Source organism: Spongiimicrobium sp. 3-5 (genome assembly GCF_046557915.1).
GTDB lineage: Bacteria > Bacteroidota > Bacteroidia > Flavobacteriales > Flavobacteriaceae > JBHEBG01.
Map to the genome: position 1 here is coordinate 734,149 of NZ_JBHEBG010000001.1, position 21,766 is coordinate 755,914.

Consider the following 21,766-nt stretch of genomic DNA (forward strand, 5'->3'; position numbering starts at 1 on the left):
ATCATGATTATCCTAAAACATAAGATATATCAGAATTATTTGCTGACCCTTTTTCTTGTATCTGGGGCACTGAAGGTATTTTTGGATTATTATGACTACCCCTTCAATTTAACTACCCAGTTGTTAGTATTGATTTTACTCGACATCGGTTATTGTTTTTTAGTTTCAAAAACAATAAAACTCGGAAATTCAGATTTGTTCTATTTGCTACTACTGCTGTTATTTTACGTCTTAGCAGGGTTGAGCCTTTTTTATACAAAATCTGATAATTTTGCTTATAAAAAATTTATATATATGATCATACCTTTAACCGGTTTTATATATGTAAAATTTATTAAAGAACTTGATTTAAGAGTATTGTATAAGGTTTTGATTTATATCATAATACCTTTGGCTATATGGTTCATTTTATTTAAATATTTACTTTGGGACAATACTGGAGTAATGAGCTTTTTAGTTGATAAGACCAAATTTGGCCCACTTCGACATGAGTATTTGAACTTTGGGTTTTTAATAGGGTTGTTTGCACTCTTGTCAATACAATTTTCTAAGAAACCAGCTTTCGCAATTTTAGCTTCCGTTGTTTTGATTTTGGGCTTGGCTACAAGGGGAGCATTGATTTTTTTGTCACTTACTTTTTTTATAATCTATTTTCAAAAAATCACTTCATTTTTTGTGCTACTTCGGGTAAAAAAGAGAACGCTTAAAAATTTGGCACTTGTGATCTTCCCCTTAATCCTTTTAGGCCTTGTTTTTATTGAAAAAATTAGTAATGCTCTCTATTTTGGATTAGCCAGATTTTCTTCTTTAATCAATATAGGACAAGATTCTTCTGCATTAGAAAGGTTAAATCAATATATATATGTAATTGAAGAGGGATTAACTTTTCAGGGCTTAACCATTGGATATGGACTAGGAAGCTTTGGTATTAATTATGTTGGAGTTGATGAATCAGCCTATCCTCACAATGTTTTTTTAGAAGCATGGTATGAAATGGGCTTCTTTTCCATGTGCATTTTAATTTTGTTTTTTTTATCACCGTTTAAGTTGAATAAATCAAATTTGCTTAAATCCTTGGCATTGTTTGCTTTATTAAATGCGATGAAATCTCATAGTTTTGCATATGATAGAAATCTATTTGTGTTGTTCGGCATATTGATTTTTCATGGTTATAACTATGGCGTCAAAACAAATAAAATGAAAAAAAGATAGCCAAATGAGCAAGAAGATAGTTCACATAACAACCGTTCACCCGAGAAATGATGTTCGAATACGCTATAAATACATATTATCACTGTCGCGCCATAAAGACAATTTTGACACAGTCTTAGTAGTAGCAGATGGTAAAGGATCTGAGAAAATGGATAATTATGTCATCAAAGATTTGGGTAAATCTGGGTTGGGTAGGATTGGTAGATTCGTTGGAGGTAATTATCGGGTTTTTATTTTTGGATTGAAGAATAAGTCTGATCTTATGCATTTTCATGATCCAGAACTATTGCCTATAGCAACGTTATTTAGTTTTATGGGAAAAAAAGTTGTGTATGACATGCATGAAAATCTTCCTTTTCAAATTTTAACAAAAAACTATATTCCCAAATTCCTACGACTCGTTCTTGGTAAGACAACCCAAATTTTTCAGAGATTGGTTCTATATTCTATGCCTGTTGTTTTTGCTGAAAACTCCTATTTAAAGTATTTTTCATTTGTTAAAAAAAGAGAAGTAGTATTGAACTACCCTTTAAAAGATATTGTAGGCACCATTAAACAAGAAAAAAGAAATAAGTTTACGGTGGGATACATGGGAGGTGTGACGGAAGAAAGAGGAGCACTAATTGTGCTAAGTACTTTAAAAAAATTAAGGGAAGAAGGAGAACCTGTCGACATAGTTTTTGTGGGAGAAGTAGATGAACAAGTTAAAAATACAGCTATTTATAAGATTTCCAAACAAGAAGGATGGGCGGATTTCAAAGGAAGGTTGGAGCCAATAGAAGGATGGGGGTGTATGGCTCAATGCCATGCGGGGTTAGCTATTCTTGAAAACTCTCCAAACTATGTAGAATCATATCCTACCAAATTATTTGAGTATATGCTGTTAAAACTACCAGTAATAACTTCAAACTTTCCTTTGTATTCAGGCATAATCAACGAATCCAAATGCGGCATTCCCGTTAACCCTTCTTCAGTGGACGAAATTGCCGATGCAATAAAAATTATTAAGAATCATGAAGAGGACGCCAAATTAATGGGAGAAAGAGGATGCTCTGTTGCAAAAGAAAAATATAATTGGGAAACGGAATTTTCTAAGGTACTGTCCTTTTATGATAAAATATTACAACCAACAGAGGAATTGGATACTTAGAGATATTGTCATTATCAATAAAGTGTCCAAATACTTTCAATTACTTGACTAACTATTTTTTGCTAGAACAACAGGGAAATGCTGCCATCTAAACAAATATTGACTCACTTTGGGATTCTATTGTTCCCTTTTGTTCTACCATTGCCTTTGCCTTTGAATATTAAAAGTATAGCACTTATACTTTTTGCCGCTACCCTAATTTTTAATGTTTCTAAGGATGGCTTCCTAATAAATAAATTGGTAACAGATAAGATTGTTGTTCTTTTTTTTTGGTTGTTCTTTCTTGACCCGATTTTATCTTATGTCAGAGGGGATGGTTTTTACATAAGCGACTTAAGGATTTCTTTTATGGTTCTACCAATTTTGTGCCTTTTGAACAAAGATTGGGTAGAGTTCTATAGGAGTAAAATATTAAAAACCTATACAATCGGTGTTTTCTTCTATATATTTTTCACAATAGGTTATGTTGTCTACTTCTATTTTATTTCCTCCAAAGAATTTGCGGTGGACTATTTTCTTAAATATGTAACTTACCATTTTCTGCCATATGCTATTCATCATACATATTTAGGAATATATATAAGTTTTGCGGCTTCAATAATAATATTTGACAAAGAGCTAAAAAATGGAGTAAAAGTCTTTTTATGTTTGATTTTGTTTTTGTCCATTTTTATAATCGCCAGCAAATTAAGCATATTACTCTTTATACTTGTGATCTCCTTTTGTTTAAGTGTCAATTTCAAGTATTCATTTTCTAAAATTGTTTTATTTATAATTTTCATCGTTTTAATTAGTACTCTAATAATCGGTTTTTTTTATCTTCAAACAGATTTGTTTAGGACATTAGATATAAGCATAAATAATAGAGAACGCCTTTTCGGATGCTCTTTTGAAGGGATTTCGGATAATCTTCTAATTGGTATAGGAAGTGCGAACATTAAGGGTTTTATAGAGCAATGTGATCCAACTTTAGTAGGGATGGACACTCACAATATTTTTTTACAAGAATTTTTGGCCAATGGCATTTTTGGGTTTACGGTTCTGATTTCTCTCCTGTTTACTTTTCTTAGAGGGTTTATAGAAAAAAAAGTAATATTGGGAATTGTTCTAATTCTTATGTTATCCACTTTTGGATTAACAGAGAATTTACTTAACCTCCAACATGGGGTGACCTTTTTTATCTTTTTTCTATTACTTTTCCACTATCAGAAATAAAAACCTTTTTAGGCACAATTTTCTTTTTTTGATAAAACCGCGGTAATTGGATGCTTCTCACCGGTTAAAATGATGCATAACCCACTGAGAAGCATAGGCATAGTTAATACGAGTATACGCCGTCTGTATTCACATCAGGTTTTCTTTTATTAAAGCGTAGATTAGGAACAAATCCTTTTTACATTGCCAGAGTGCTCATTGAAACCCTCATTGTGCTACTCGGAGATCGAAAACATGTACCATTGAAAAGAACTCCCGAGTTTCTAGGTTGCCATGGCCATATCGGCCAATGGAATTGTTCTTAAGGAGATGACCTAGGAGGTATATGGGATTATTTGCTCGGGAATACTATCTTTGCAAGTACTTTATGTTTGGGTTATGGGGGTCTACCTTCAACAATTCAAATATTCGTAGCCCTTCTTTAAATCCTAATTGAATTCAAAACAGGTTAATATAACTAACTAAATGGCACTAAGGTTTGAAGATTAATGATAATCCTAAGGTATCTATCGTAACCGCGCTCTATAATTCTGAAAGGTTCGTTAGTGAGACAATAGATGCTGTAATATCTCAAACATATAAAAACTGGGAAATGCTAATAGTTGATGACTGTAGTACAGACAATTCAGTAAGCATTGTTAAAGATTACCAGAAGAAGGATAATAGGATTAAGATGTTTTTCTTGGACAGAAATTCTGGGGCGGGTGTTGCAAGGAATAAAGCGATAAAAGAGGCCAAAGGAAAGATAATTGCTTTTTTGGATAGTGATGACTTGTGGTCGCCAACTAAATTAGAAAGGCATGTTGATTTTATGCTGAGAAACGATGCTTCTTTTTCCCATACCTCATATGGATTTATTGATGAATTGGGTAGTACAATAAATAAAACGTTTCATGTTAGCAAACACCCAATAACCTACCATGATTTATTAAAAAGGACAGAAATAAGTTGTTTAACCGCAATGTACGACGTGGATAAGGTTGGAAAAATGTATATGCCCAATTTAAGACATAGTGAAGATTATTGCCTATGGCTCTCCATTCTCAAAACGGGTGTCAAATCCATTCCTTTGGACGAGGAATTGGCTTATTATAGGCAGGTAAAAGGATCACTGACAAATAATAAAAGAAAAGTGGTTTTTAAGCATTGGGCTTTTCTTTATAAAAATCAAAAACTGGGATTATTTAAGTCAATGTATTATTTTATTTGGTGGGCACTGAATGGAGTCAAAAAATACTATATCAGCAAACTAAACCTTGGCAAATAGTCTACTTAGAACTTTTTTGGCACACTATTTTACGAACTTTAATCTTTTTCTCTCTACAACAAATACCGTGAGAATTCGACAAATGGAATTTTTACAAAGGATTTAGAATGATAACGGATCAAGAAACCCGTTTTACGAGTACTGGCAAATGCAAGAATACCTCTTGGTAGAAAATGTTTTAAAAGGTGCTAAAAATTAGACAAAATTACTTAACCTGCATTTTATGTGCTTTCGACTTTTCTTTTAAAAATGAAAAGCTATTTTTGAAAACAGAAACTCTTAGTTGCTATGTCAAGACCATCAATATTAAATTCCATTGAACGAAAATTTATTCTTCTCATTGGGGATTTATGTATTATCCTGGCAGCACTTAATGTCTTTGTAAACGATGCCATAGATGCTCAGTTTATTTCATTGAGTTTGAAAGTGGGCGTTTTTACTTTTGGGATTTTTGTTTATTTCGCCTTAGCCTACATTCTAGAGTTCTATAATTTGGAAAAGGTTACAAAAAGAAGGTACATTCTTTCACAGTCACTTTATATTGCAGCCCTTTACGTGTTTCTTGTCTTTGTTTTCTCGGTAATTACGTATGATGTCAGCTTTTGGAGAATTCCTCTTTTATATTTTCTAGTATTGACTCCTCTGGAAATTGGACTTTGGCGATTTTTCTTTGGCAACGTTTTCAGGATAATCCCGGTTACTAAGAAAGTTCTCTATATCTATGAGAACAATACAGCCGAAAGTTTGAGGGATGATTTGGAAATAATAAACGGGAAGGATATGGAAACCTTTTATAAAGTAAAGCTTACGTATTCTATAGGCCAGAACACGATTAATAACAAAAAGTTCTTTTTGTCCGCAGCTGAGAAGATTGATGCATGGATTATTAACACAAAAAGTTATAACAATTTTCCTGAAGACCTAGAAAAAATGTTGTTAAGTTCAATACTTAAAGGAAAAGAAGTAATTTCCTTCACTTCTTTCTATGAAAACACTTATGAGGCCCTGCCTATCAAATCTCATAATGACAGTTTTTATGAAATACTGCAGCTGAGGAATAAAAAGATAAGATACTTGCAAAGAATTTTCAGTTTTATGGTCAATTTTTCGTTCTCTTTGTTAGTAGGTATAATTTTCGCCATATGTACTCCTTTTGTATTTGTATTGAACTTGTTTTTCAATAAAGGGCCTCTTTTCTATACCCAAAAAAGAGTAGGGCAAAATGGAAAAGAATTCAAAATAAACAAATTTAGGTCCATGGTTATGGATGCAGAAAAAACGGGAGCCAAAATGGCTACAAAAAATGATAGCAGAGTAACACCTTTTGGGAAAATATTGAGAATGTTTAGAATAGACGAACTTCCACAAATCATCTCTGTCGTTAGAGGAGACATGCAGTTTATCGGCCCTAGGCCAGAACGGAAAGTTTTTGTCAATGAATTGAACAAGATAACACCCTTCTATAATGTAAGACATTTGATAAGACCGGGCATTACGGGATGGGCACAAGTGAAATATAAATATGGTGAAAATTTAGAAGATTCAATCAAAAAATTGGAGTACGATTTGTTTTATATAAAGAATAAATCCATAACTCTGGATATGAGGATTATTTTTAAAACGATTACCACGGTTTTATTTTCAAGAGGTGTTTAAATCAATAAAAAAATGAAAAAAGTACTTATAACCGGGGCCGCCGGTTTTTTGGGGTCGCATTTGTGCGATCGCTTCATAAAAGAAGGGTTTTATGTAATTGCCATGGATAACCTTATTACCGGTGATCTTAAAAACATTGAACACCTTTTTCCATTAGAACAGTTCGAATTTCAGCACCACGATGTTTCAAAATTTGTACATATTCCGGGCAAGCTCGATTATATTCTGCATTTTGCTTCTCCCGCAAGCCCTATAGACTATTTAAAGATTCCTATAGAAACCCTAAAAGTAGGCTCTTTGGGTACGCTGAACCTGCTGGGTCTTGCCAAGGAAAAAAATGCGACCATTCTTGTGGCCTCTACCTCCGAAGTTTATGGAGATCCCTTGGTGCACCCGCAGAACGAGGAGTACTATGGCAATGTAAGTCCGGTAGGACCTAGAGGTGTATATGATGAGGCCAAACGTTTTATGGAATCCATTACTATGGCCTATCATCGCTTTCATGGTCTGGACACGCGTATTGTCCGAATTTTTAATACCTATGGCTCCCGGATGCGGTTAAACGATGGAAGAGTGGTCCCGGCCTTTATGGGGCAGGCCCTACGCGGAGAAGATCTTACGGTATTTGGCGATGGTTCCCAAACACGCTCCTTTTGTTATATAGATGATCAGGTCGAAGGAATATATAGATTGCTCATGAGTAGTTATACAGACCCAATCAATATCGGCAATCCCCATGAAACCACCATCAAGGAATTTGCCGAGGAAATAATTAAACTGACGGGCACCGATCAGAAAATAGTCTACAGGCCATTACCACAGGACGACCCATTGCAAAGAGAACCCGATATTACCCGTGCCAAGGAGATTTTGGGGTGGGAACCAAAAGTTAGAAGGGCCGAAGGACTTAAAAAAGTGTTCGAATATTTTAAGTCGCTTTCTCCGGAAGAACTACAAAAGAAAGAACATCGCGATTTCTCTGGCATATCTTAGATAGTTCCACATCAAAATGTATTTTTGCCCAAACTTTCAGTTATGAATATTCTAATCCTTGGATCTGGCGGACGAGAACATACTTTGGCCTGGAAACTTGCACAGAGCCCCAGACTCAACAATTTGTATGTGGCCCCTGGAAATGCAGGCACCGCAGAAATAGCCAAAAATATACCGATTGGTGTAAATAATTTTGAGGCCATAAAAGATTCGTTGCTTAAAAATGACATCAATATGGTCATTGTAGGGCCAGAAGACCCTTTGGTCAACGGGATACACGATTTTTTGTTGAACGACCCCCAAACCAGCCACATTCCGGTTATAGGGCCTCAAAAGGCCGCGGCAGAACTGGAGGGAAGCAAGGAATTTGCCAAAAAATTTATGATGAGGCATGGTATTCCGACGGCGGCATATGAGAGTTTTACAGGGAATACTTTGGAAAAAGGCTTCGCTTTTTTAGAAACTTTAAAACCTCCCTATGTTCTTAAAGCCGACGGTTTGGCAGCTGGCAAAGGAGTTTTGATCCTAGACGATTTGGAAGAGGCCAAAAAGGAGCTAGCGTCCATGCTGGTAGCATCCAAATTTGGCAAGGCCAGCGCAACGGTAGTGATTGAAGAATTTTTAGCAGGCATAGAACTAAGTTGCTTTGTTTTGGTAGACGGGGCCAACTATAAGGTCTTGCCCATGGCAAAAGACTATAAGCGTATTGGAGAGGGAGATACCGGGTTGAACACTGGCGGCATGGGCGCCGTTTCCCCTGTTCCCTTCGTTAATAAAGAATTTCTGAACAAGATACATGAGCGGGTTATAAAACCTACCGTAGAGGGCCTTAAAAAGGATAACCTGCCATACAGGGGATTTGTCTTTATCGGTTTGATAAAAGTTGGCAACGACCCATTTGTAATAGAATATAATGTGCGTTTAGGCGATCCCGAAACAGAGGTGGTGATACCGAGAATAACAACCGACATGGTGACCGTTTTTGAAGCGGTGGCAAATCAAACGTTGGATATGGTAGATCTAAAAATTGATGAAAGAACCGCGGCTACCGTAATGACAGTATCCGGAGGGTATCCTGAATCCTATGAAAAAGGAAAAGAAATTACCGGTTTTGAAGAAATCAAGGATTCTTTGGTGTTCCATGCCGGTACGGACCTAAAAAAAGATAAGGTAGTCACCAATGGTGGAAGGGTGATCGCAATTACCTCATTGGACGAAAACTTTAGAGAGGCACTAAAAAAATCCTATCAGAATATAGAAAAACTACATTTTGATAGGATGTATTATCGGAAAGATATAGGATTCGATTTATAGAAACCCTTTGCCCTACTATAAAATGGCAGGGTTATAGATAAGAATGTGCAGAAATACTCTTATCCTCTTCCCCGTTATCGTTGAATTTTTTAAGTTGTCCCAACCAATAGAACATGGCAACAAATCCGATGATCACAAAAATCCAATTGAAAATATTGGACGACCACCAATTTTCCATAAACCTAAAAAAATCATAGGGCCAGAAAAGAACGTTTACAAATAAATCCTCGATGCCTTCAAAAAATGCTGTCATGTTAATTATATTTACCATGCAAAAATATAAAAACCCAAGATGATTTCAAGCATTTTTGGAAAAACAAAACCTATTAATTACATAATTCTCCTTGGGTTCTTGTTTATATTTTACTGGTTTTCCCATTTTGTCCTTTTTAAAAGCACCTACAATCCTGAACAACTGGTATTGCCTACCTTTGTATTGGCGATACTACTTTTCAGTATTTTTTGGGTCAATTTTATTATAAAACGAAACAAGATTACCGGAACCAACTCCTTTGCAATTTTGTTTTATACCCTTCTGATCATTGTTTTCCCAAAGGTCTTAATGGATAACAATGGTATTTTATGCAGTTTTTTTCTTTTACTTTCCACAAGGCGGCTCCTTAGCCTAAAATCTCTGAAAAACATAAAACATAAAATTTATGATGCCACCATGTGGATTAGTGTGGCCAGTCTTTTTTATGACTGGGCACTTTTGTACCTCATTTTGGTTTTTGTCTCTGTATATTTTTATGAACCCAAGAATATAAGAAATTGGCTGGTACCTTTCACGGCAATATTTACAGTTGTTATGTTGACAGTGTGTATTTTGATTTTGGCAGGCAATCTTGATTTTTTGGCACAGCACTATACATTTTCCATCGATACGGAAAGCGCCTATTTCATGGATTGGCGAAACAGTGGTACACTGCTGGGGTATATTTTAATAATTAGCTTGGCCGGTTTGTTGGCATTCCTGGGTTTGGGTAAGGCGGGTACTGGCAGAATAAATACGATGCGATTAGTTGCAATCGCCTATTTTTTAGGACTGATATTAACTGCATTAAAATCTTCGCAAGACACCTTCCCGGTAATCGTAACCTTTTTCCCCGCATCGATCTTCCTAACGAATTATGTAGAAATCGTCAAAAGACCATACGCAAAGGAGGCTATATTAATGGTTTCGGTCCTTGTCCCATTTGTCTTATTGGTTTCGGGCATTATCGTTAAATAATTAAATTATCTTTGCCTTAAATTCTTTTTTATGTTCAGTGCGTTGGCAAATAGTATTTTCGAGGAAAGTATTCAACAATATCATGTTAAGGATGATGTAAATCAATCTTTGGACAATCCCTATCCGCCAAATGAAATAGAGCATCTGCTGTATAAAAAGAACTGGATAGATACCGTGCAATGGCATTTTGAGGATATTATCAGGGATCCGGAAATAGAACCTACCGCTGCGCTTGTGCTAAAACGAAAAATTGATGCCAGCAACCAGGAACGTACCGATCTTGTTGAGTATATAGACAGCTATTTCCTTAAAAAATACCAATCGGTTCAAATATTGGACAATGCCAGTATTAATACTGAGAGCCCTGCTTGGGCCATAGACCGACTTTCCATCTTGGCCCTTAAAATCTTCCATATGAAAGAAGAAGTTGATCGTAAAGATGCCTCTAGAGACCACATCGAAACCTGCCAGCAGAAATTAGATGTGTTATCGGCACAAAAGGTAGATCTTTCCGCGGCCATAGACCAATTGCTTAAAGATATAGAAGCGGGCCGCAAGTATATGAAAGTCTATAAGCAAATGAAAATGTATAATGATGAGGAATTAAACCCAGTCCTCCGTGGTCAAAAGCAATAGTAACAATGCGCATCTTCTTGTGATACGCTTATCTTCCATGGGCGATGTAGCAATGACCGTGCCTGTAATATTGGCCTTAACACAACAATACCCCAACGTAAACATTACCCTGTTGACAAGAGGTTTTTTTAAACCCATGTTTTCCCATATATCCAATGTACGGGTTTATGAAATTGAATTAAACGGTAGACATAAGGGCGTTAGGGGGCTGTGGAGATTGTATAAGGAACTAAAGGCCTTAAACATAGATGCTGTGGCGGATATGCACAACGTGCTGAGAAGCAATATTCTGAAAAGCTATTTTGGTCTTGGAAAAATACCATTTGTTCAAATTGATAAGGGAAGGAAAGAAAAAAAAGCCCTGACAGCGCCACAAAAAAAAGTTTTCGAACCCCTGAAAACAACACATCAAAGATATGCAGACGTCTTGGCCAAACTGGGTTATGAGATTAATCTACAGAAGGTGGCGTTACTGGCTAAAAGGCAACTATCTGGTAAAACGTTACAAATAGTAGGGACCGATACCAAGAAATGGCTGGGGATAGCTCCTTTTGCAGCTTACCAAGGAAAAATGTATCCTCTTGAGCTTATGCAAACGGTAGTTGGTAACCTTAACCAGGATAACAAGTACAAGATTTTGCTTTTTGGAGGCGGAAAAAAGGAAATAGCCCAACTAAATTATTTATCCAATGCCATGGACAACGTTATAAATGTTTCGGGAAAGCTGTCTTTTGAGGAAGAACTGGAACTTATCTCCAATTTGGATCTAATGCTGTCAATGGATAGTGCCAACGCTCATTTAGCCGCCATGTTTGCGATCCCCGTTCTTACGCTTTGGGGGGTAACCCATCCATATGCCGGGTTTCTTCCTTTTGGAGCAGAGATGCAAAATACCTTGCTGGCAAATAGGGAACAATACCCCATGGTGCCCACGTCGGTCTACGGCAATAAATTACCCAAGGGGTACGAGCGGGCAATGGAAACCATCACCCCACAAGAGATACTGCTGAAAATAGACTTGCTAATTAATAAAAAGTAATTTTCTTTCTATACCAATTCTTTTTGTGAAAGGGATCTAAAGTAATGTCTCAGTTGCTGAATGTAGTTGTATCTAAGGATTCTGCAATTACCTTCTACCATCATAGTGCGTACTCCAATGTAAGAGGAGATTAGATAAATAGCCACACCTTCGCTATCTATATGTCGGTCTACATATCCATCGGATTTACCTTTTTGCAAGACCGATACCAGATTTACTTCCCAAACTTTTAGAATATCCTTTAGGTATTGCATAATCTCCGGGTTTTTCCCATTGAATTCGGTAATAAAATTACCAAGTACAAATCCGTAATCCATTTCGTTGTGTTCTGCAGTCTCCAAGGCATTCTCGAAGCAGTTAGCAATTACATTCAATGGATTCTCTTTTCCTTCAATAGGTTCAATAAGCATGCTATATACTTTTTGAACGATAAGGTTCTGTACAATACTGACAAAAAAATCTTCTTTGGATTGAAAGTGATAGTAGAACGCACCTTTGGAAAGTGAAAGTGATTTTAAAATATCGTCTATACTAGTGTTGTAGAAACCTTGCTTGTAAAATAATTCCAAGCCTGTTACTTGCATTCGGTGCATGGTTGCCATGCGTTTTAGGTTCTTTTGCATAAGATTCGGGTTTTGGGTTAAATAGACCATTGGGTCTGTAACAAAGAACCCCCGAATCCGTATTCTCCTGAATATTTAAAGACGTAACTAGCGCAAAAATCGTTAAAATGACAAAACTTCGACCAACTGCAGCTTTTTCAAAAATGTAAACCGACCACCCGGTCGGTTTAAAGGTTCAATTCTTCGGATAAAAGTATGTTGTCTCCACCCCAAAGGCAACAAAATTGGGGTTTCCGGCCTCAATCTAGGCTACTGTGCCCTGACAACTACTACCTGCACCCGCAGTGCATCCGTAGCAATGTTGTGAAATAATGATATTGCGGTCATTAAGGATATCTTCATTGTAATCCTTAATATGTTTCACCTTGCTGGCCACTTTAAGATCCAACATCTGATTAAAGTCGCAATCATAAAGCCACCCGTCCCAGCTAATGGAAATTGTATTTGTACACATTACATTGGCCACTGCAGCAGGATTATAGGCCTCTACAAGTGCATACATATAATCCTCATAGTTTTCTGAAGCGATCAGATAATCCAAAAACCGTGCAATGGGCAGGTTGGTAATGGCAAAAAGACTATGAAAATCTATATTAAAATCTTCTTTCAGCGCTTTTTTGAAGTCGTTCTCCAAAGCCACCTGATCTCCTGGAAGGTATGCGCCGGAAGGATTATATACCAGATCTAACCTTAGTGGGCTATTGGGCATTCCATATCCCACAGCATTAAGTTCTTGCAAGGCCTTTATAGATTTGTCAAAAACACCGTCTCCTCTTTGTTTATCTGTTTTTCCACGTGTATAGTGGGGCATGGACGAGATTACATGTACATTATGCTTTTTAAAGAACTGCGGCAGGTCGTAATACTTTTTGTTTGCCCTTATAATGGTAAGGTTAGACCGTACTATAAAATCTTTAATACCTGCTTTGGCGGCCTCCTCTACAAACCAACGAAAATCTGGGTTCATTTCCGGGGCACCGCCTGTAAGGTCCAAAGTATGTGCACCGGTATTACGGATAACCTCCAAACACTGTTTCATGGTCTCCCTGGTCATTATTTCCTTACGATCGGGTCCGGCATCTACATGGCAATGTTCACAGACCTGATTGCACATATACCCAACATTTATCTGAAGGATTTCTAGTTTCTTTGGTCGCAGTGGAAAATGGCCGATATCGGAGATTTTATCTTTAAAATAAGGTAGCTCCCCTTCGGCAAAAATGCCTCCGTTTAATATATCGAGTTGTTTATTTGTCTGCGCAAGATCTTCGTGCCTTGCCTTTAGAGATTTTGTAGCCATTTTTTGGATATTCTGTATGCCATAGGCCGTCTTAGTCCAAAGACAGTACCTACTGCTTACAATTTTACATCGATAATTTGTTGTACTTGTTCATCATTTGTACCCCATGCACCAGGGTAGCGCCACTTTCTATTGCGGCACCTACATGTACGGCTTCCATCATTTCCTCTTTGGTAATGCCTTTTTGCAATCCATCCTTTGTATAGGAATCGATGCAATAAGGACATTTTACCACATGGGATACGGCCAGGGCGATCAACGACTTTTCTCTTGCCGACAAAGCGCCTTCTTCAAACACTTTTCCATAATAGTCGAAGAACTTTGTTCCCAATTCTTCGCTCCATTCAGTGATTTTGCCAAATTTTCTTAAGTCTGCCGGGTCGTAATAGGAGTTTGCCATTTTTAGTCTTTTAGAGTGTTAATAGTACTATATTCTTTTGTGTTCTCAAAATTATAAGGAATACCTTGCAACTGCTTTTCATTGTGGGGTAATATTTCCATATTGTCCCAAATTCCCGAAAGCAGGGTATCCGCATATTCCTGGGGTAAATTTTCATCTATCATTAGCTGGTGTGCCTTATAGTGGTTATACTCCAAATTTTTATAGGAGTATGTAAGCCGGCCCTTTATCTCTTCCATGATAACATACCAGGTCTTTGGAGTTCCGTCATTGGCCGGCATTCCTATTACTCCGGGGTTTATCCATGCAAAATCTTCGATTTTCTGATAAAAAGGTAATCCGGAGTGGCCAGCTATGATAGCATCCGTTTTAGCGGTTTTAAAACTTAGCTTTTTAATTTTTGCAGGGGTAGAATCAAAAACAAACTGGGAGGTATTCGTGTAAGAGCCATGAACTACGGTGAAGTGTTTTCCGGCGTAATTAAAGGTTAGGTGATCGGGTAAATTTGCCATCCAATCGATGCTTTCTTTAGATAATCTAGATTTTGCAAAAGGATACCATAATTTGGAAAACCCATCGCACCGGCCGCCCTGTATAAAATCGCATCCGCAATCCTCTGCCCCGTCCGCCAATTGCAATTCTACGTTCCCGGCAATACTTTGCGCTCCCCATGCCCTAAAAAGAGCGACGGTTTCTTGTGGTTGTGCACAGTACCCTACGATATCCCCAGTACAAATGCAATTTTCGGGTTCAATACCATTTTCCAAAGCAACCTGCATAAGTTGCTCCAATGCCTGATAGTTGCTATAAACTCCTCCAAACAGAAGCAGTTTACCACTAATATTTTCAATATTTACTATCCTTTTATCCATTTTGGTGTAAAATACATTAACATACAGCACAGAATACCCCAAAAGTTGATCCAGAGTAGACTTGCATATTTTCCTTGTGAAAAGATCAAAGCATCGGGAAAACTTTCAAAGACCAATAGCAATCCAAAGAAGATACCGCATCCAACGCTTAGGTAAAAACTTATTTTAGGTACGGGTTTCTTCCAAAATAGAAATATCGGAGTAAGCCCAATGACCATGGTACCGCTAATTGTGGTGGCCGATAAAATTTCCGCATCCAAAAAAACAGGAAGCGTTCCTATTATTGCAATAATGATCATTGACAATCTCCCCAGCTTTAAGGTATTCCCAAAATTAAGGTCTACCGACAGTAATTTTGAAAATGAGGAGAAGGTAGAATCCAGCGTAGATGCCGCAGAGGTAATCATGATGAGGTTTATTACCAAAAGCACAATAAGACCAAACGCCTTGCCCACTTCAACGGCCGCTTGGCCGGTTATCCCCTGTGCTTTGGCATAGACCCCAATAAAACTGAAGAGCACAATACAGAATGCTCCAATGATACCTGCCCATAGAAAACTGCGCAGCGTTACCTTAGGGCTACTTATAAAACCTCTATCGGTTAATACAGGGTCGTGAAAGGGATAGCTAAAAGATTGCAATACAGCGGCCAGTAATAGGTTTAAACCCAGATCAAAAGACCAGGTGCCAGAATTTAACGCTGCGGTTAGGGTGAAGGATTCCACGCTAAAAATGTTCCATAGAATTACCAATAAAAGCAGGGCGAATAACCCCATCTGAATAACATCTGTAAATATAGAACTACTTAACCCTCCCTTTAGAGCATAAGCCAAGGTTAGTAAGGTAAATACCAATATAGACCAATAGTAGGGAGAGGTACCCGTATCGCCAAAATAAGTACCAATGACCATGGTGTTGCTCCATACTTCATTAAAAAGTCGTATGGATATCAATATGGAGAAAAGGGCAACTGCCCCTTTGCCAAATCTAGAGGTTAAAAAGTGATGAATACTGGTAAAATGCCCTTGGGTCCTCATTTGATAGATGATAAACCCAGCTATGGCAAAGGACAGATAATAAGCAGCATAGGCCACACCTCCAACAATACCATAGTCTAATCCTAGATTGGCAGCATTGGTAATACTTTTTGCAAAAATCCAAGAAATTACCAAACTACCCGTCAGCATTATTGTGTTTGGCGTTTTTTTATGAAAAGACGCTTTAAAAAACTGATTGGTATTTTTTGCCAATGGGGAAAGCAAGAACAGCACTACACTAGATGTGATGACCAATCCCCATTGCCAAAGCATTATGTTCTCCATTGTTAAAGTTTAAGGGATGTTATCCCACCATACCAATACATTTATACTATTGCCGTCGGTTGCATTTGCCGCCGCGGTATAATTAACACTGTTTAAGGCCTCTTCCTCTGCCGGATACGGCATACGCACCGGAATAAGATCATTGTTGAGGCTGGCTGAAAGGGTTTTTAGTTGTGGGAAGCCCGTTCTTCTGTATTCTATCCACCCTTCATAACCATTTATCATATTTGCGATCCATTTTTGGGTTATAATTTGATTTATGGACCCCGACCCTCCGGAACCGTAGGCCCCAGCTGTGCTTAGGTAGTCCGTAGGAAGCTCTGTCTGCCAATATTCGAAGGCTTGGGTTACCGCTGTTTCGTACAACTGCTGTGCGTTGGCGGTTATTAATCCACGTTCTGCGGCTTCGGCCAAGAAAAATTGGGTTTCCCAACCAGTTAAGAAATTTGCATCGAGCCGTCCGGTATTTTCTCTAAAAACAGTCCCTGCCAGGGAATAATCCGCAAGGGCTACAGGAGTTTGGGTGGCATCTATTCCGTTTAGTAAGCCATTGAACTCTTCCATAGTGCTATTACCAAAAGGCCTAAAAAGAACGTTTATCCGAGGGTCGTTTAGATCCGTAAGGACCTCTTCAAGGGTTTCCGAGAGCACAAAATTGTTGAAATCGCCTATGCGAAGACGTGCTAACCTAAAGTTGTTGGGTTCTCCGTCGGTAAATTCGAAAATGGCATTTTCAGCATTTTCATCGATGAACATGCCATTGTCATAAATAGACTGCAATTGCGCAGCCACGTTCACCTTACCAGAGATTCGCATTAATGATTTTATGCGTAATGAATTGGCAAACCGAATCCATCCTTCTAAATCCCCATCAAACAAAATATCACCCTCTAATGCAATAGAACCCGTATAGTTTTGAATAGCGCCGATACCCTTTTCCAAATTGTCCAAGATTCCTCCATCACCCATATAAATTTCCTCTTGAGGGTCGTAGACTGGGGTTACGGTAATGTCTTTTCCCTTAAAACCTTCGGTATAGGGGACATCTCCAAACAAATCTGTTAACGCCGCCGCCATATAGGCTTTCATAATACGTGCCGGACCTTCATAAATCGCAAAGGTTTCGTTTTCCAGAGCCAAGTTCAGCATTATTTCATTGTCCCTTAAATTCTGATAAAAAACCGGCCATGGGTTTCCTCCCAGTTGGGGCGACTTCAGATCATGACGATCAAAAAGATTAAAATCCAAAGCCGTGGTATACTGCCCTAACAGATTACCTGCCGTAAAGCCTTCGTACGACATCTGTTCTCCATAATCATAGATAACTTGTCTCAATAAAAGACTTGGCTGTACGGTAAGAGGGGCGTTGGGGTTGGTATTTATCTCCTCAAAATCCTTGGTGCAAGAAATGACTACTGCAACCGTAAGTGTTAGGGTCAGGACTGTTTTATATGTAGGTAGCATGTTTATCATTTAAAAATTAAATCCTGCTTTAAGACCAATACTTCTTGTTGTGGCATAGGACATATCCTCTACCCCGCCCACAAAGCTCTGTCCCTGTACCGCAAATTGTTCCGGATCAAAGTGTGGGTTTTCGGTAATTGCAAATAGGTTTCTTCCGATTAGCGACAACCGTATAGTGGCATCGCTATTTAGAAAACGGAAGTTCTCCGGGCTTAAATTAAAAGTGTACCCAATAGAGAATTGTCTTAGCTTTAGAAAAGAAGCATCATAAACATTGTTTTCCTCATGATTGCGATCATAAAATTGACGGTAAAAACTTTCGGCGGTTACCGCTACGGTATTTTGCTGATAAACCGGATTTTCAGAAGTATCCACATTAACAACCCCGTTGGGTACTATACCTTCTTCGGGTCTATTGGCAGTTTCGGCGAGCTGTCCGCCCACATTGCCCAAAGCTCGGGTACGGGAAACGATGATACCACCCTGTCGCCAATCGAATAAGAAGCCAAGATCCCAGTTCTTATAGCGGAACTGATTGTTGAAACCCAGCATAAAATCTGGATTGTTGTTTCCTAATTTCCTCAATGTATTATCTGGGATGTACCGTCCTTCATCGGTTAGTACAAAATCGCCGTTTTCATTTCTTAGATAGCCAGTTCCGTAGAGATCACCTATTCTACCGCCTTCTTCGACCTGTAAAAATACCGTTTGGTTTTGACTGTCGTATATTCTAGAAAAGGCTAGGGTAAGTCGGCCTGCTTCTTGGGGAAGGTCTTCTACTGTGGCTCTATTTCTACTAAAATTAAAAGTGCTTTTCCAGCTAAAATCGGTATTGCTTATTGGTGTAACCGCCGCAATGATTTCTACACCTTTGGCACGTACCTCGCCCCTGTTTACCACCTGCTGGGTAAACCCGGAGGAAATTCCAATGGGCAGGGAAATAATTTGGTCTTTGGTGAGTGCATTGTAGTACGAAACATCCAGGTTTAAGCGATCGCCCCAAAAGCGGATGTCTGCACCTACCTCAATAGACGTTGTACTTTCGGGGTTTAGATTGGGGTTGGCGATAATGTTTTGGTCGCTAAATGTGGGCTGTCCGTTAAAAGGTGTTTGGGCCACAAAAGCCCCTGTGGTCTGGAAAGGATCGGTATCGTTACCAACCTGGGCCCAACTGGCCCTAAGCTTTGCAAAGGAGAACACTTTGGGCAATGCTACTACCTCCGACAATATAAAGCTCCCGGAAAAGGAAGGATAGAAAAAAGAAGTGTTATCTACGGAAAAGGGCGTGGCCAAGGCGCTGCTCCAATCGTTGCGCCCTGTAATATCCAAAAACAGAAAATTCTTGTAGCCCAATTTTGCAATACCATAAAAACTGTTTATACGTTTGTTGGATTCAAACTCGAAAACCTCAATGGGTGAAGCTGCATTGGATAATCTAAAGATGCCTGGTTGTGCCAAGCTGGTTGCCTGCGATTGCGAGGTAAATGCCTTTTGATCTAGTCGGTTACCGCCCAAGGAAACGTCTATTTTAAAATCGCCGAAACTGTTGTGGTAATTGATAAGAAAATCGGTATTTATTTCCCTAAAGAAGACGTCGTGTTCGGCATAGCCACCATTGGCAAATCTGTTAGAACTAAAAGACCGCCTCAACTGCCTAAGCTCATCGGAATAGTCCATTCCGCTTCGGATTGTGGCGCTAAGGTTATCGGTAATATCATAGGTGGCCGATATATTTCCGAAGACCCTATCCCTATTGAACGAATTTCGATTCTCCAACAAAATAAAAAAGGGATTGTCAAAAAAGGTATAGTTATATGAAAACTGTTGTGTACCCTCTAAACCTGGTTGCCAGTAATTTCGTAAGCTATTGATATTCAGGGAACGAGGCCCCCATGCCACCAAAGAGTAATTTACGTTTTCGGAGCCATATCCATTGGCGGGCCTATTATCACTCTGTGAATTCACGTAACTTATGGACGAATTGACACGCAATTTTTCCGTTGGATTGAAGGCAAGTCTGGTACTGATTGTTTGTCGATCTAAATTAACACCGGGAATTATGGACTCGCTTCGCAGGTCTGTAAAGGAAAGTCTAAAGTTACCTCTTTCGAAGTCCGAAGAAATAGCCAGATTATTTATGAATGTTGTTCCGGTCCTGTACAGGTCTTTAAGGTTATCCGGATTGGAAAGAAAGGGAGTGGGTGTAATTGGCAAACCATTGTACAAGGAAGTATCGCCGCCACGCACCACAGAACCATCTGGTAAGGTTACCGGACTATCAAATTGTGGCACTAAATTTCCAACGTCCAATCTAGGCCCCCAGCTATAGGTAATGTTATCGCTTATGCCGCCACCAAGACCATCCACAAATTCAAATTCGCCAGATTGGCCCTGACCATATTGGTTTTGAAATTGAGGTAATTGAAAGGCCGAATCCACAAAAAAACTGGTATTATAGCTGATGCCCAGCCCTTTGGAACCCTTGCCGCTCTTGGTCTCTATTATGATTACCCCGTTTGAAGCCCTTGTTCCGTAAAGTGCTGCAGCGCTTGGGCCTTTAAGTACGGAGACCTCTGCAATATCATCCGGATTTACTTCCATGGCGCCATTGCCAAAATCTATTTCTTGGAAACCTGCCGCCGCCTCATTGGTAAAATTAAAGACCGAATTGTTATTTATAGGAATCCCATCTACAACAAATAAGGGGTTGTTGTTAGAAAACGAGGCTTCCCCCCGAATACTAATGCGAGAGGTAGAGCCCACGCCAGTGGCTCCTTGGTTAATGGTAACACCTGCCAATTTCCCCGCAAGATTGTCCAAAAAATTGGCGGATTTAACCTCGGCAACGCCTTTTGCATCCAAACTTTGCACTACATAACCCAACTCTTTGGTCTCCCTTTTTAGCCCTAGGGCGGTAAGCACCACTTCATCCAACTTTTCAGATGTTTCCAAAAGTTCAACATCAATAGTTTGTCTATTTCCAACGGATGTGCGTAACGATTGGTAACCCAACGCTGAAAACTCCAAAGTTGTATTGATGTTGGGCACGGTAATGGAGTACGCACCCTTTTCATCCGAAGTTGTTCCGGTTTCCGTACCAACCAATAGAATATTTACAAAGGGTAGGGGTTGCCCCTTGGTATCGGTGACTTTGCCCGAGATGGTAGTTTGCGAAAAGCATAAGCCGCTAAGGCAAAATGCAATAAATAGAAAAGAATATTTCATTAAAGGTCTTTGGTATTTTTAGAATTGATCATGGCCTTATGGTAAAACCACGTCCTGAAAGATTAGGATCTAAAAAAAACCGGTGAACCTTTGTTGTAATGTGTTTTGGTGAAATATGAGGTAAAAAAAGATGTTGTAAAATGAAGTATTTCCCTTTTTGAAGCAATTACAGACCGTATAAGGCGAAGCAACTTTTTTCCAAGGGCATTGCCCTGCCCTACTATTGTCTTCAGATCTTGTGCATTATCTACATCTACCAAAATCTCTAGCTTGCTAATACGGTTTTTGGAAACTTGGAGCAATGTGGAGATGGCCGATGTTAATTCGGAGGTTTGCCAAGGTAATTTTTTGAATGATGTGGGCTCAAAGTTGTCTTTATGAAGGCCCATTAAATAAAACCCGCCGTCCAAAGAGGGGCCTAAGACCGAATTATCGGGATTAACCAACCCCGCCGCTTCGGTAATATGGGAAGCCTTTAACAAAGGAGTGTCACTGCCTACGGTAACTATTTGCTCATAGCCACTATTAAAAATATCCTGAATGGCATTTGTAAAACGTTCACCAAAAGAGTTGCCACGTTGCTGGTCTTCGGAGTAATGAAAATAGGGAAGTTTGGTCTTACGAACCGTAGCCAGAGTTTGCAGTATTAGCTCATCAAAGAGCGCTTCTCCTTTGGCCATAGGTTTCTGTTTCAATTCTTCCTTGGAAGAATTGGCGAAAACCAGAATAGCTGTTTTACCACGCAAAGGTGACTGCATTGGCTAAAATATCTTTGTGTAAACTTACAAACATTTTGGTCGGCTGCCTATTTCGGTCATTACAGATTTTTTGAATTTTAACACTAATC

The 21,766-nt window shown here is 38.8% G+C and carries 19 protein-coding genes; 10 read left to right on the plus strand and 9 right to left on the minus strand.

Annotation, left to right across the window (positions count from 1 at the left end):
- Positions 1 to 3 precede the first annotated feature (3 nt).
- The 7 genes from ACEQ81_RS03215 (at position 4) to purD (ending at position 8,807) form a co-directional block, all read left to right on the plus strand.
- Positions 4 to 1,212: an O-antigen ligase family protein gene (locus ACEQ81_RS03215; protein ID WP_411029404.1), complete on the plus strand. Its 1,209-nt coding sequence runs from the start codon at positions 4 to 6 to the stop codon at positions 1,210 to 1,212.
- Between the two features lie 4 nt (positions 1,213 to 1,216).
- Positions 1,217 to 2,362, plus strand: coding sequence for a glycosyltransferase (locus tag ACEQ81_RS03220; RefSeq protein WP_411029405.1), 1,146 nt, complete (start codon positions 1,217 to 1,219; stop codon positions 2,360 to 2,362).
- Positions 2,363 to 2,440: 78 nt separating this feature from the next.
- Complete coding sequence (locus ACEQ81_RS03225; protein WP_411029406.1) at positions 2,441 to 3,577, plus strand: O-antigen ligase family protein; 1,137 nt, start codon at positions 2,441 to 2,443, stop codon at positions 3,575 to 3,577.
- A gap of 478 nt (positions 3,578 to 4,055) precedes the next feature.
- Positions 4,056 to 4,844, plus strand: coding sequence for a glycosyltransferase family 2 protein (locus tag ACEQ81_RS03230; RefSeq protein WP_411029407.1), 789 nt, complete (start codon positions 4,056 to 4,058; stop codon positions 4,842 to 4,844).
- Positions 4,845 to 5,132: 288 nt separating this feature from the next.
- Positions 5,133 to 6,500, plus strand: coding sequence for a sugar transferase (locus tag ACEQ81_RS03235; RefSeq protein ID WP_411029408.1), 1,368 nt, complete (start codon positions 5,133 to 5,135; stop codon positions 6,498 to 6,500).
- Positions 6,501 to 6,512: 12 nt separating this feature from the next.
- Complete coding sequence (locus ACEQ81_RS03240; RefSeq protein ID WP_411029409.1) at positions 6,513 to 7,493, plus strand: UDP-glucuronic acid decarboxylase family protein; 981 nt, start codon at positions 6,513 to 6,515, stop codon at positions 7,491 to 7,493.
- A 42-nt stretch (positions 7,494 to 7,535) separates the two neighbouring features.
- Entirely contained in the window at positions 7,536 to 8,807 is a 1,272-nt protein-coding gene (gene purD / locus ACEQ81_RS03245) for a phosphoribosylamine--glycine ligase (RefSeq protein ID WP_411029410.1), read from the plus strand.
- Between the two features lie 31 nt (positions 8,808 to 8,838).
- Here purD and ACEQ81_RS03250 read toward each other — a convergent pair whose 3' ends face one another.
- Positions 8,839 to 9,060: a DUF6341 family protein gene (locus tag ACEQ81_RS03250; RefSeq protein WP_411029411.1), complete on the minus strand. Its 222-nt coding sequence runs from the start codon at positions 9,058 to 9,060 to the stop codon at positions 8,839 to 8,841.
- Between the two features lie 39 nt (positions 9,061 to 9,099).
- On the opposite strand from ACEQ81_RS03250, the gene ACEQ81_RS03255 reads away from it, so the two are divergent.
- From ACEQ81_RS03255 to ACEQ81_RS03265, 3 genes are read left to right on the plus strand one after another with little or no spacing between them, the layout of a single operon-like run.
- Positions 9,100 to 10,038, plus strand: a complete 939-nt coding sequence (locus tag ACEQ81_RS03255) for a hypothetical protein (protein WP_411029412.1) — start codon at positions 9,100 to 9,102, stop codon at positions 10,036 to 10,038.
- Positions 10,039 to 10,068: 30 nt separating this feature from the next.
- Positions 10,069 to 10,674 carry a DUF4254 domain-containing protein gene (locus ACEQ81_RS03260; protein WP_411029413.1) on the plus strand — a complete coding sequence of 202 codons (606 nt, stop codon included), beginning with the start codon at positions 10,069 to 10,071 and terminating at the stop codon, positions 10,672 to 10,674.
- Positions 10,658 to 11,713: a glycosyltransferase family 9 protein gene (locus ACEQ81_RS03265; RefSeq protein ID WP_411029414.1), complete on the plus strand. Its 1,056-nt coding sequence runs from the start codon at positions 10,658 to 10,660 to the stop codon at positions 11,711 to 11,713. The genes ACEQ81_RS03260 and ACEQ81_RS03265 overlap by 17 nt, the downstream gene beginning before the upstream one ends.
- Positions 11,714 to 11,721: 8 nt before the next feature.
- On the opposite strand, the gene ACEQ81_RS03270 is transcribed toward ACEQ81_RS03265, so the two are convergent.
- From ACEQ81_RS03270 to ACEQ81_RS03305, 8 genes are all read right to left on the minus strand, one after another.
- Positions 11,722 to 12,336 (minus strand): TetR/AcrR family transcriptional regulator, encoded by a 615-nt coding sequence (locus ACEQ81_RS03270; RefSeq protein ID WP_411029415.1) that lies wholly within the window; start codon positions 12,334 to 12,336, stop codon positions 11,722 to 11,724.
- 244 nt (positions 12,337 to 12,580) lie between these two features.
- Positions 12,581 to 13,636 carry an arsenosugar biosynthesis radical SAM (seleno)protein ArsS gene (gene arsS, locus ACEQ81_RS03275; RefSeq protein ID WP_411029416.1) on the minus strand — a complete coding sequence of 352 codons (1,056 nt, stop codon included), beginning with the start codon at positions 13,634 to 13,636 and terminating at the stop codon, positions 12,581 to 12,583.
- A gap of 64 nt (positions 13,637 to 13,700) precedes the next feature.
- Positions 13,701 to 14,036: an arsenosugar biosynthesis-associated peroxidase-like protein gene (locus ACEQ81_RS03280; RefSeq protein WP_411029417.1), complete on the minus strand. Its 336-nt coding sequence runs from the start codon at positions 14,034 to 14,036 to the stop codon at positions 13,701 to 13,703.
- Positions 14,037 to 14,038: 2 nt separating this feature from the next.
- Positions 14,039 to 14,908, minus strand: a complete 870-nt coding sequence (locus ACEQ81_RS03285) for a metallophosphoesterase family protein (protein ID WP_411029418.1) — start codon at positions 14,906 to 14,908, stop codon at positions 14,039 to 14,041.
- A complete protein-coding gene (locus tag ACEQ81_RS03290; protein ID WP_411029419.1) occupies positions 14,893 to 16,230 on the minus strand; it encodes a sodium:solute symporter in 1,338 nt (445 codons plus the stop codon). The genes ACEQ81_RS03285 and ACEQ81_RS03290 overlap by 16 nt, the downstream gene beginning before the upstream one ends.
- Positions 16,231 to 16,239: 9 nt before the next feature.
- Positions 16,240 to 17,694: a SusD/RagB family nutrient-binding outer membrane lipoprotein gene (locus tag ACEQ81_RS03295; protein WP_411029420.1), complete on the minus strand. Its 1,455-nt coding sequence runs from the start codon at positions 17,692 to 17,694 to the stop codon at positions 16,240 to 16,242.
- A gap of 9 nt (positions 17,695 to 17,703) precedes the next feature.
- Positions 17,704 to 20,919: a SusC/RagA family TonB-linked outer membrane protein gene (locus ACEQ81_RS03300; protein WP_411029421.1), complete on the minus strand. Its 3,216-nt coding sequence runs from the start codon at positions 20,917 to 20,919 to the stop codon at positions 17,704 to 17,706.
- Positions 20,920 to 20,981: 62 nt separating this feature from the next.
- Positions 20,982 to 21,677, minus strand: a complete 696-nt coding sequence (locus ACEQ81_RS03305) for a DUF2064 domain-containing protein (protein ID WP_411029422.1) — start codon at positions 21,675 to 21,677, stop codon at positions 20,982 to 20,984.
- Positions 21,678 to 21,766 lie beyond the last annotated feature (89 nt).

What these genes read in the sequence shown, in the direction of transcription:
- ACEQ81_RS03225 (WP_411029406.1), top strand. Translation starts at nt 2,441, where the DNA reads ATGCTGCCATCTAAACAAATATTGACTCACTTTGGGATTCTATTGTTC.
- ACEQ81_RS03295 (WP_411029420.1), bottom strand. Translation starts at nt 17,694, where the DNA reads ATGCTACCTACATATAAAACAGTCCTGACCCTAACACTTACGGTTGCA.
- purD (WP_411029410.1), top strand. Translation starts at nt 7,536, where the DNA reads ATGAATATTCTAATCCTTGGATCTGGCGGACGAGAACATACTTTGGCC.
- ACEQ81_RS03305 (WP_411029422.1), bottom strand. Translation starts at nt 21,677, where the DNA reads ATGCAGTCACCTTTGCGTGGTAAAACAGCTATTCTGGTTTTCGCCAAT.
- ACEQ81_RS03240 (WP_411029409.1), top strand. Translation starts at nt 6,513, where the DNA reads ATGAAAAAAGTACTTATAACCGGGGCCGCCGGTTTTTTGGGGTCGCAT.
- ACEQ81_RS03260 (WP_411029413.1), top strand. Translation starts at nt 10,069, where the DNA reads ATGTTCAGTGCGTTGGCAAATAGTATTTTCGAGGAAAGTATTCAACAA.
- ACEQ81_RS03300 (WP_411029421.1), bottom strand. Translation starts at nt 20,919, where the DNA reads ATGAAATATTCTTTTCTATTTATTGCATTTTGCCTTAGCGGCTTATGC.
- arsS (WP_411029416.1), bottom strand. Translation starts at nt 13,636, where the DNA reads ATGGCTACAAAATCTCTAAAGGCAAGGCACGAAGATCTTGCGCAGACA.
- ACEQ81_RS03220 (WP_411029405.1), top strand. Translation starts at nt 1,217, where the DNA reads ATGAGCAAGAAGATAGTTCACATAACAACCGTTCACCCGAGAAATGAT.
- ACEQ81_RS03280 (WP_411029417.1), bottom strand. Translation starts at nt 14,036, where the DNA reads ATGGCAAACTCCTATTACGACCCGGCAGACTTAAGAAAATTTGGCAAA.
- ACEQ81_RS03215 (WP_411029404.1), top strand. Translation starts at nt 4, where the DNA reads ATGATTATCCTAAAACATAAGATATATCAGAATTATTTGCTGACCCTT.
- ACEQ81_RS03255 (WP_411029412.1), top strand. Translation starts at nt 9,100, where the DNA reads ATGATTTCAAGCATTTTTGGAAAAACAAAACCTATTAATTACATAATT.
- ACEQ81_RS03290 (WP_411029419.1), bottom strand. Translation starts at nt 16,230, where the DNA reads ATGGAGAACATAATGCTTTGGCAATGGGGATTGGTCATCACATCTAGT.
- ACEQ81_RS03235 (WP_411029408.1), top strand. Translation starts at nt 5,133, where the DNA reads ATGTCAAGACCATCAATATTAAATTCCATTGAACGAAAATTTATTCTT.
- ACEQ81_RS03250 (WP_411029411.1), bottom strand. Translation starts at nt 9,060, where the DNA reads ATGACAGCATTTTTTGAAGGCATCGAGGATTTATTTGTAAACGTTCTT.
- ACEQ81_RS03270 (WP_411029415.1), bottom strand. Translation starts at nt 12,336, where the DNA reads ATGCAAAAGAACCTAAAACGCATGGCAACCATGCACCGAATGCAAGTA.
- ACEQ81_RS03285 (WP_411029418.1), bottom strand. Translation starts at nt 14,908, where the DNA reads ATGGATAAAAGGATAGTAAATATTGAAAATATTAGTGGTAAACTGCTT.